Consider the following 9,883-nt stretch of genomic DNA (forward strand, 5'->3'; position numbering starts at 1 on the left):
CCAGGGATGATGATAGCCATGCCTTTGTCAAGAATCCATCGAGAGGGATTTGCCATGGAACGTTCCGGAAGCGGATTGTCCAGGTCGCGGTTTTCAATATTCACGCTCTTATTCTTATTCGCCATCCTGCCCTGGGGGCGCGCGGCTCAGGCCGCCACGGTCGATGTCATGCTCGTGTATGACACGACAGCGACTACCTGGGTCGGCTCCAACGGTGGCATGGCGGCCTTTTCCCAGGACGTCGTCAACCGCATGAATCTGGCCATGCAGAACACGGGTGTCTCCATCAGCTTCCGGCTCGTGCATTCCATGTCGGTCGATTACACGACGAAATCCAGTCTGTCGACGCCCTTGTCGGCCGATCTGAGCGCCTTGCAGGCAGGGAGCGGTGCCTTCGCCGCCGTCGCGGCCGCCCGCGATACCTATGGTGCCGATCTGGTCGCGATGCTGATCGATCATGGTTATGACTACGGCTACGTCGGGCAGGGATATCTGCTTTCGAGTTGGTCTGGTCATGCCAACTATGCTCACACGGTGAATGCCATCCGCTCGGTCGCGATCAGTCACACCCTGACGCACGAGGTCGGTCACAATCTGGGCGCGCATCACTCCAAGTACCAAACCTCGGATCCTGGTCCAAACGCCGATCTTGACGGGGTTTATTCGGCGGGCTGGTACTTCACCGGTACCAATGGAACCGACTACCACACCATCATGGCCTACAACGATGATGGCCACGGTAATAACTACCAGGAAGCCCCCTTGTTCTCGACGCCTCTCAGGATCCATCAGGGAGTGCCGGCCGGAGATGCGAACAATGGAGACAATGCGCGTTTGCTGCGCGAGACTGGCGACATTGTCGCCGCCTACAGGGCCTCCGTGAACACGACGCTGCCGACGGTGCCCGTGGCGCTTGCGGCGACGGACATTACCAGCACCAGCTTCATGGCCAGATGGAGCGCGGTCAGTGGCGCCACGGGCTACCGCTTGAACTATACGCAACACTATGAACCCCAGGATCTGGGGTGGTTTGACGACATCGAGATAGACCTGGGTAACGCGACCAGCACCCTATTGTCCGGTCTGAATCCCGGCAGCGGTTATTTCTATCGTGTGCAAGCCTATAATGATTCCGGGGCGAGCGATTATTCGAATATCGTATACGTGGTCACGGGTGGCGCGGCTGTCGCTCCAGCGGCGCCGGTCGCGATTTCCGCGACCGATGTGACCAGCTCGGGCTTCACGGCCCGATGGAATAGTGTCAGCGGCGCCACGGGTTATTGGCTGGATGTCTCAACCAATAGCAGCTTCGGTTTTCCGGGGGAGTCCTTCGATACAAAGCTGGGTGATCTTACCAGCAGCGAAGTCAAATGGGATGATAGGCCGAATACAACCTTTTACTATCGAGTTCGCGCTTACAACGACTCGGGTTTTAGCGGATACTCTAACACCATCGCCGTGACGACGAGCGGAACTGGAGTTCTTGATGATCCCTATGACTTTACCGCTCAGCAATACCTGGACTTTCTCGGGCGGCCGGGAGAGTCGGCTGGGATCAACTACTGGTCCGCGTTACTGCAAAACGGTTCCGTTACCCGCGCCCAAGTAGTGGATAGCTTCTTCGGGTCGGCTGAATTTCAGGACAACATCGCCCCCTTGGCCAGGCTCTATTTCGCCTATTTCGATCGCATACCGGACTACGCCGGGTTGAATTACTGGATTCAGCAGTTCCGGGCCGGGGCCGGTCTCGGCGATATGTCGCAGGCCTTCGCCGAATCGGCTGAATTCATCGCGACCTATGGCGCGCTGGATGACGCGGAGTTCGTGGACCTGGTATATCAGAACGTGCTCGGACGAGCCCCGGAAACCACGGGTCGTGATTTCTGGATCGCCCAGTTGGAAAATGGCGTGACGCGCGGTGAAATGATGATTGGTTTTTCCGAGTCGTCCGAATACCGCGGCAGGAGCGATAGCTGGGTGCAGGTCACCATGATGTACATCGGCATGCTGCGGCGCGCGCCCGAGACAAGTGGCTTTGATTTCTGGGTCGAGGAACTGGAGGCCGGACGCTCCGTACTCGAGTTGATCAATGGCTTCCTCGTCTCCGACGAATATGCCACCCGTTTTTAGCGCTTTCCGCTAGGTCGCCGTCGAGGCGGCGCCGCGAATGATGGCGGTGCCGCCTCTCCATCTTTAGGATTCAAGCTTGTCCTCGTCTTGATATGGAGCGTTTGAGCGGTCTCTTCACAAGTGCCTGGCGGTTTCGGTCCTACATCGCCGGGGCCATCGCCAACGTCTTCCTCGCGCGTTTTTCCCGCAGCCGGCTCGGTGCCGCCTGGATCATTCTGAATCCGCTGGCGATGGTGGCTATCTATGCGCTGGTGTTGTCCTCCGTCCTGGCGGCCAGGATGCAGGGCATCGACACCCCCTTTGCCTATGCCATCTATCTCACGGCCGGAATCGCCGCCTGGGCGCTTTTCACCGATATTCTGACCCGCAGCCTGACGCTCTTCATCGATAACGGCAATCTGCTCAAGAAGGTCGTCTTTCCGCGCATCAGCCTGCCCCTGATCGTGGCCGGCGTGGCCCTGATCGACAACCTGTTGCTCCTCGTCGCCATTTTCCTGATCTTCGGTCTGATCGGGCATTGGCCGGGCGCGCAGATCATCTGGCTCCCCCCGCTGGTTCTGCTTACCCTGGGGATGGCCTTGGCGCTTGGGATCATCCTGGGATGTCTGAACGTCTTTGTGCGTGACATCGCCCAGGTTGTGCCCATCGCGCTCCAGTTCGGATTCTGGCTGACGCCGATCGTGTATCAGGCGGAGATTCTTCCGCCACAGCTGCGGGTACTCTTGTCCTATAATCCGCTCTTTCCGCTCGTGACCGCCTATCAGGACGTGCTGGTTTTCGATCGGGTTCCGCGCCTCGACCTGATCGTCATCCTGGCCTTGGCCGTGGCCGCCCTCCTGGGGCTCGCGCTCTTCACCTTCCGTCGCGCCAGCAGCGAAATGGTCGATGTCCTCTAGTTCCCCTTTGGTGAGTCCGTACCCTTGAACCTTTTGCGCGTTCACGATGCCGGCAAGGCCTACAACCGCTACGCCTCCGAATGGCATCGCATCGCCCGATGGTTCGGTGCCACCTTTCAGCCGCTGGAACAGCATTGGGTGCTGCGTCACATCCGTTTCGATCTCGCGGCCGGCGAGTCGCTCGGCATCGTCGGGCGCAATGGCGCCGGCAAGAGCACCTTGCTCAAAATGATCACCGGCACGCTGCCGCCCAGCGAGGGCACGATCCAGGTCGCCGGGCGAGTCGCCGCCATCCTCGAGCTTGGCATGGGGTTCAACCCAGAGTTCAGCGGTCGGCGCAACGCTCGTCACGTCCTCGAGCTCATGGGCATGGGCCGTGCCCGGATCGACCAGGCGTTGCCGGGAATAGCCGCCTTCGCGGACATCGGAGACTATTTCGACCAGCCGGTGCGGACCTACTCGACGGGCATGCAGGCGCGCGTGGCCTTTGCCGCCGCCACGGCCATCAAACCGGATCTGCTGATCGTGGACGAGGTCTTATCCGTGGGCGATGCCCATTTCCAGGCCAAATGTTTCGAGCGCATCGCCCGTTACCGCGAGCAGGGCATGGCCCTGATCCTGGTGACGCATTCGGTAGCCGACGTGGTCGCCCATTGCGATCGCGCCCTGCTGCTGCGAGACGGGCGTCTGGTCGAGGACGGCGCTCCAGTCCATGTCACCAACCTCTATCTCGACGATCTCTTCGGTCGGGCGAGTGGCACGGCCAGGCCCGCGCGAGCGACCGACGGCGAATCGCCGGCCACCATGGGCGAGGACGGGCGTGACCTGTTCCACACCCGCCCCGGTTATCGCAAGGAAGAGCATCGATGGGGCCAGGGTGGCGCCGTCATCCTCGACTACCGCATCGTCGCCGAGGGCGAGCCCTATCCACCCCGCATCGAAAGCGGCGCCGAAACCGAGTTCCTGTTCAAGGTGCGTTTCGATGCCGATTGCGAGGCCGTGATGCCAGGGCTCCTGATCAAGACGATCGAGGGCATCTTTCTCTATGGCACCAATGCCTTCAGCGCCTCGGGCGGACGCGCGCCGGTCATCGCCGTGTGCTCGGGTGACATCCTGGTGTTTCGTTTCGCCCTGTCTCTGGCCTTGAACGAAGGACACTACCTGGTCTCCTTCGGCGTGTCCTCGGGCGATCCGGCGCGGACGCTGATACCGCTTGAACGGCGTTACGACTCCGTGATCATCACCGTTGGTCGCTCGGTTCCATTTTGGGGGATCGCCGATTTGCGTGGCACATTCGATGTCTGGGAGCGGCTATCGCATGACTGACACATTACCGACACTGGCCGAGTTGGTCGCGGCGCTTCCTGAGGTTTATCAGCCGATCCATGGACACCCGGAGTTGTCGTCCAGCGTGTCTCGCACCTGTAGCGATCGTCTCGATCACGTCTTGATGGTGCATGATCTGCTGCACGCCCTGCACGGGCGACCACTGCGTGTCTTGGATCTAGGATGCGCGCAGGGCTATTTCTGTTTCCGCTTGGCTGAGCGCGGCGCCTTGGTCGATGGCGTCGATTATCTCCGAGAAAATATTGCCTTGTGCTCGGCGCTGGCCGCCGAGCGGCCGACTCTTGCGGTTTCTTTTCGCGAGGGGCTGATCGAGGATGCACTGCGGACAATGGCCTCTAAACCCTATGATTTAGTCTTGGGGTTGAGCGTCCTGCATCACCTCGTCCATGCGCATGGCGCCGATCAGGTCCGAGACTGGCTTGCGCGAGCTGGTCAGGGTGGGGGAGTCTTCATTTTGGAGTTGGCGCTCGGTTCCGAGCCGCTCTATTGGGCCCCAGCTTTGCCAGAGGCCCCGGATTCGCTCATTTCTGGTTTTGCTTTCGTTCATGAGATTGCCCGCCACTCGACTCATCTTTCCAGTATTGAACGGCCGATGTTCTTAGCGAGTAACCAATATTGGTTACTTCCGCCGCTTGCAGGCCGCATCGACAGCCATTTCACCGATCCCCATGAACTTGCTCGCGGCTACTACGGCGGCTCGCGTCGTTATTACAGGTCGGGCGAGCGTTTCATAAAAATCTTTCGCTACGATGCGGATCCCGCACTCGACAATCGAGGCGAGCTTGCTCGTGAGGCGGCCTTCCTCGAAAACCCGCCCGCCGGGCTTAGGCTCCCGGCTCTACAAGCGTTCGGTGAGCATGAACACCAGGGCTGGCTTGTGCGGGAGCATCTGCCGGGGAGTTTGTTGCTTGATCGGTTAAGGCAAGTGCCGACGATTGACCATCGGTCCGTGGTACGCCAGATCCTGGAGCAACTCGTTCTGTTAGAGCAGAGCGGTCTGTACCACGGCGACCTGCGTCTTTGGAATCTGTTGGTATTGGATGACGACCAGGAATCTGAGTCAGTAGTCTTGTTGGATTATGGCTCTATCTCTCACGCTCAGTTCGATCGCGCCTGGCCTAGCGATCCTTATCTTGCATTCTTCCTCCTCGTTCATGAGATCTTAATTGGAGAGGCATCTCGTCCCGAGCCATTACGTTCCGCAGCTATGAGCCCCTGGGGCTTGCCTCCACCCTATCGAGAGTGCGCGGCGGCCCTTTGGGGGCTTCCCCGTGACCAGTGGAGCTTCAGGTTTTTGCTCGAAAGGTTTGGCGCCGCAATGTCGGCGGGAGAGGAAGTTAGCTTGGTACCTTTGACTGCCGAGTCCTTGTGGATGAGAGAAATGGAGCGTGCCATGGATATCCATACGGATTGCATAAGAGAGCTGCGTTGGGAACGTGAGCAAGCTGTCCAGGGGCAACATATGGAGCAGCAATACGCCCTGCTCCTGGTCTGGAGCCAGGAACTTGAGCAAAACCTGGCCGAGAAGAACGGCCAGATTGAGCAGCTCGAAGTCCTCGTCCAGCACCTAGAGGCGGAGATGGGCGCCTATCGGCAACAGTTGCAATCCGCGCAAGACCAGTGGCGATCCGCGCAAGACCAGCGGCAATCCGCGCAAGAGCAGTGGCGATCCGCCGAGGCGCGGGCGGGCGCCGCCGAAGACCTGGTCCAACTCCTGCGACACAGCCTCTCATGGCGTCTGACCGCCCCCTTGCGTGCGCTCCCGACGCTTCCCCAACGGGTGCGCTCCATTCTGAGACGGGCGGGCCATGGATGGCGTCAGCGGTTCCATGCCGGGCTCGCCGCCGTTATCCGCTATGTCCTGACCCGCCCCTGGTCCGCCGCGCTCGGTTTCCGCCTGCTGCGCTGGGCGCCATCCCTGCATGAGCGTCTGCGCCGGCTCTTCCTGGCCGGCGCCCGTCCAGGCGCCACGCCGCTGGGCGAAGCGGCCCCATTGCCGGCCGCCCCGGCCCAAATCGAGCGCCTGCGTCGCGCCCTCCATGCGGCCGCGCACCGCGCCGACTGACCTGGCGGAACGACCGCCGCAAAGGATTCTTGTGTGATGCGTCTCCTGATTGATTGCCGCTACCAGCCGGTGCCCAGTGACCTTGTCCGTGCCTTCATAGCCGCCGCCTCCGACCTGGATATCCATGCCTGGCTGCCGCTCGCGCGTCCCGACTCCTCGCGCACGGCCTGGCGGGGTCTCCTGCCGCATTGGCGCAGGCATGTGGCTCCAGCCCTGGGCCGGGAGTCTCAAGCACCCGCCGGACCGCGCTCCGTCGCCAGCGAACTGCTCGAATCGGCGGCCATCGCCCAACTGGCGCCGGACATCGTCTGGACCCCCGGCATGGGAGCGGCCACCCAGGCGCCCGAACCGCCCCCGCTGGTCGCGGGTGTCTCCTGGATCACGACCGGACCCCTGGTTCCGTCTCCCGCCGCCGATCCACACGCGCAAACGCAACAGCGGCCCGCGCTGGCGCGCCACTGGCAGTGGTTGAAAAGCCTCACCGCCATCTGGGTCGATGAGCCAGAAACCGCCCGCGCGCTGGTCGACCGGCTGCTGCTGGCCGCCTCCGACGTGCGCCATTTCACGACCGCCACCCCGGCCGATCGCGCCCAGGAGCTGTTGCAAGCCCTGCCGGCCCTGGTCGCCGGCTCCGCGCGCCCGCGCGCTCCAGCCGTCGATTCGCGCCCGACGCTCGCCTTCCTCTCGCCGCTGCCGCCCGAGCGTTCCGGGATCGCCGACTACAGCGCCGAGTTGCTGCCCGAGCTGGCCCGTCACTACCGCATCACCCTGGTCAGCGCCGCCGATCCGACCACCGATCCCTGGTTGAGCGCCGTTTTCCCGACCATCGGCCTGACGGCCTTTCGCGCCAGCGCGCATCGCTTCGACCGCATCCTCTATCAGTTGGGCAACTCCCATTTCCACGCCCACATGCCAGAGCTGCTGCACGAGCATCCGGGCGTCGTCGTCCTGCATGATTTCTTTCTCGGGCACCTCCACGGCTGGCGCCAGCTCGCCGGCGGCGAGCCTTTCGCCCTGAATCAAGCCTTGTTCGCCGCCCACGGCTGGCCGGCGCTGCGAACGCTGGCCGAGCAGGGCGCCGAGGCGGCGCTCTGGCGCTTTCCGGCCAATCGCGACCAGCTCGCCGCCGCCACCGGCGTGATCGTCCACTCCCCGCATGGCACCGCCCTAGCGCGTGACTGGCTCGACCCAGGGCTGGTCGAGCGCTTCCACTGGGTCGCGCATCCGCGCCGCCCCGTTCCAGTCACGGACCGGAGCGCCGCGCGCGCCGCGCTCGGGCTGGCCGAGACCGATTTCATCGTCTGCGCCTTCGGCTATCTCGGGCCGAGCAAGCGCAACCTGGACCTGATCGACGCCTGGCTCGCCAGCCCCCTGAGCGAGCGCCGCGACTGTCGCCTGGTCTTCGTCGGTCAGAATGCCGATGGCGATTACGGCCAGCGCATTCTAGCCCGCCTGCCTGCTCGCCCTCGGGGCGCGCCGATCCGGGTGACCGGCTTCATCAGCCCGGCCGACTATCGCCACTGGCTGGATGGCGCCGATCTCGCCGTCCAGTTGCGCGCGCTCGATCGCGGCGAGACCTCGCGCACCGTGCTCGACTGTCTCGCCCATGGGCTGCCCCTCATGCTCAACGCCCACGGCAGCATGGCCGATTTTTCCACCGAGACCGTCCACCAGCTGGCGGACGCCTGCTCGACCGCCGAACTCAGCGCGGCGCTTACCGCGCTCCACGCCGATCCCGTCCGCCGCGCCGAAATGGCGCGGCGCGGGCGCGCGGACATCGCTCGCCACCATCACCCGGTGGCCGTGGCCGCGGCCTATCGCGACGTGCTGGAGCGGTGCGCGCGCCAGAGCCCGGTGGCGGACTACCGTCGGCTCATCGATCGACTCGGCCGCCTGCCCGGCGTCGCGGCGACGCCCGCCGAACTTGACGCCCTGCTCGAACCCCTCGCCCGGCTCGCGCCCCGTGACGGCCCCGGCCGCTGGTATCTCGACATCACCGCCCTGCGCGAGGCCCCGCATGTGACCGGCATCGAGCGGGTCACCCAAGCCCTGCTGATGGCGCTGCTGCGCGATCCCGACATCGCCGCGCGCCTCGTGCCGGTGCGCGCCGCCGGCGACGGCTACCGCCACGCCTGGGACTATGTCCTGAGCGCCCATGGACTGGCCCCGGAGGCGCTGCCGGCCGAACCCCTCCTGCCGTGCGCTGGAGATCTCTTCCTCGGGCTGGACTGGGCGCCTCACGCCATCCTTAAACACCAGGAACAAATCGCCGGCTGGCGCCGACTCGGTGTGCGCGTCTGGTTCATGGTCCACGACATCCTGCCCGCCACGCACCCCCAGTGGTTTCCCGGCCACCTGCCGCCGCTCGTGCGCCAATGGTTGGACGCGCTCGCGCGTCTCGCGGATGGCTGCGTCTGCGTCTCCTCGGCCACCGCCGCGGAGCTGGCCGCCTGGTGGGGAGACGGGGAGGGCGCCGATCCACCGCTTCTGCGCGTCTCCCATAACGGCGCCGACTTTCTCCCGCTCGGGGCGGCGGATCCCGCCCTCGGCCCGAACCTGGAGCCGGCCCTGGCCGCGCGTCCCAGCCTGCTCATGGTCGGCACCATCGAGCCACGCAAGGGGCACGCCCAGGTCTTCGCCGCCCTGGAGCGCCTCTGGGCCGATGGGCTCGATCTCAACCTGATCGTCGTCGGTCGTGAAGGCTGGCCCAATGACACCCCGGCGGAGCGCCGGCCCATCCGCGCCTCTGTCGACTGGCTGCGCACCCATCCGGAGCGCGACCGCCGACTGTTCTGGCCCCAGGACGTCGACGACGCCACCCTCGCCGCCCTCTACCGTCGCGCCAGCGCGCTGCTGGCCGCCGCCGAGGGCGAAGGCTTCGGCCTGCCGCTGATCGAAGCCGCCCATCACGGCCTGCCCCTGATCGCCCGCGACATCCCCGTCTTCCGCGAGATCGCCGGCCCGCACGCCTGGTATTTCGACGCCGAGCCCGACCCCGAGGGCACGCGGCTAGCCGACAGCCTGCGCGCCTGGCTCGCCGCCTGGCGAGCGGATCAGGCGCCGTCCAGCCACGGCCTGAGCACCCCCACCTGGACCCACAGCGCCACCCGCCTACGCGACCTCCTGCTGACCGACCAAGAACCCAAGGAACCCCTCGTAGGATGGGTAGAGCAAAGCGAAACCCATCCTCCAAACTCCAAAGCTTAAAACTAAGCAACCTCCTGCCGACCAAGCAGGAAGCCAATCTCCGAAGCTGAAAGCCTGTCATCAATTCTCGTTGCCAGGAAAAAGCGCGGAGACTCAAGAACCCCTTCATCCCTACAAGAATGCCGCACGACATCCGCGTCGCGCGCGTTGATTCGAGCTTGGAACCCTGGCCGGACGGACGATCCCACTACGAAGACAATTGATTACACACCCTAAAAGAGACCAGCATGACCCAGCC

5 protein-coding genes are annotated in these 9,883 nt (G+C 64.0%); all 5 read left to right on the forward strand.

Features of this window, described 5'->3' with window-relative positions; genetic code table 11:
• Positions 1-54 precede the first annotated feature (54 nt).
• Positions 55-2,130, forward strand: a complete 2,076-nt coding sequence (locus CKO27_RS19500; RefSeq protein WP_200376589.1) for a DUF4214 domain-containing protein — start codon at positions 55-57, stop codon at positions 2,128-2,130.
• Between the two features lie 101 nt (positions 2,131-2,231).
• Positions 2,232-3,026 (forward strand): ABC transporter permease, encoded by a 795-nt coding sequence (locus CKO27_RS19505; protein WP_200376590.1) that lies wholly within the window; start codon positions 2,232-2,234, stop codon positions 3,024-3,026.
• Positions 3,027-3,050: 24 nt separating this feature from the next.
• A complete protein-coding gene (locus tag CKO27_RS19510; protein WP_242471014.1) occupies positions 3,051-4,352 on the forward strand; it encodes an ABC transporter ATP-binding protein in 1,302 nt (433 codons plus the stop codon).
• Positions 4,345-6,438, forward strand: coding sequence for a methyltransferase domain-containing protein (locus CKO27_RS19515; protein WP_200376591.1), 2,094 nt, complete (start codon positions 4,345-4,347; stop codon positions 6,436-6,438). Before CKO27_RS19510 ends, CKO27_RS19515 begins: the two co-directional genes overlap by 8 nt.
• 36 nt (positions 6,439-6,474) lie before the next feature.
• Positions 6,475-9,645 carry a glycosyltransferase gene (locus CKO27_RS19520; protein ID WP_200376592.1) on the forward strand — a complete coding sequence of 1,057 codons (3,171 nt, stop codon included), beginning with the start codon at positions 6,475-6,477 and terminating at the stop codon, positions 9,643-9,645.
• Positions 9,646-9,883: the final 238 nt, after the last annotated feature.

Origin of the sequence: Thiocystis violacea (genome assembly GCF_016583575.1) — a bacterium.
Classification (GTDB): domain Bacteria; phylum Pseudomonadota; class Gammaproteobacteria; order Chromatiales; family Chromatiaceae; genus Thiocystis; species Thiocystis violacea.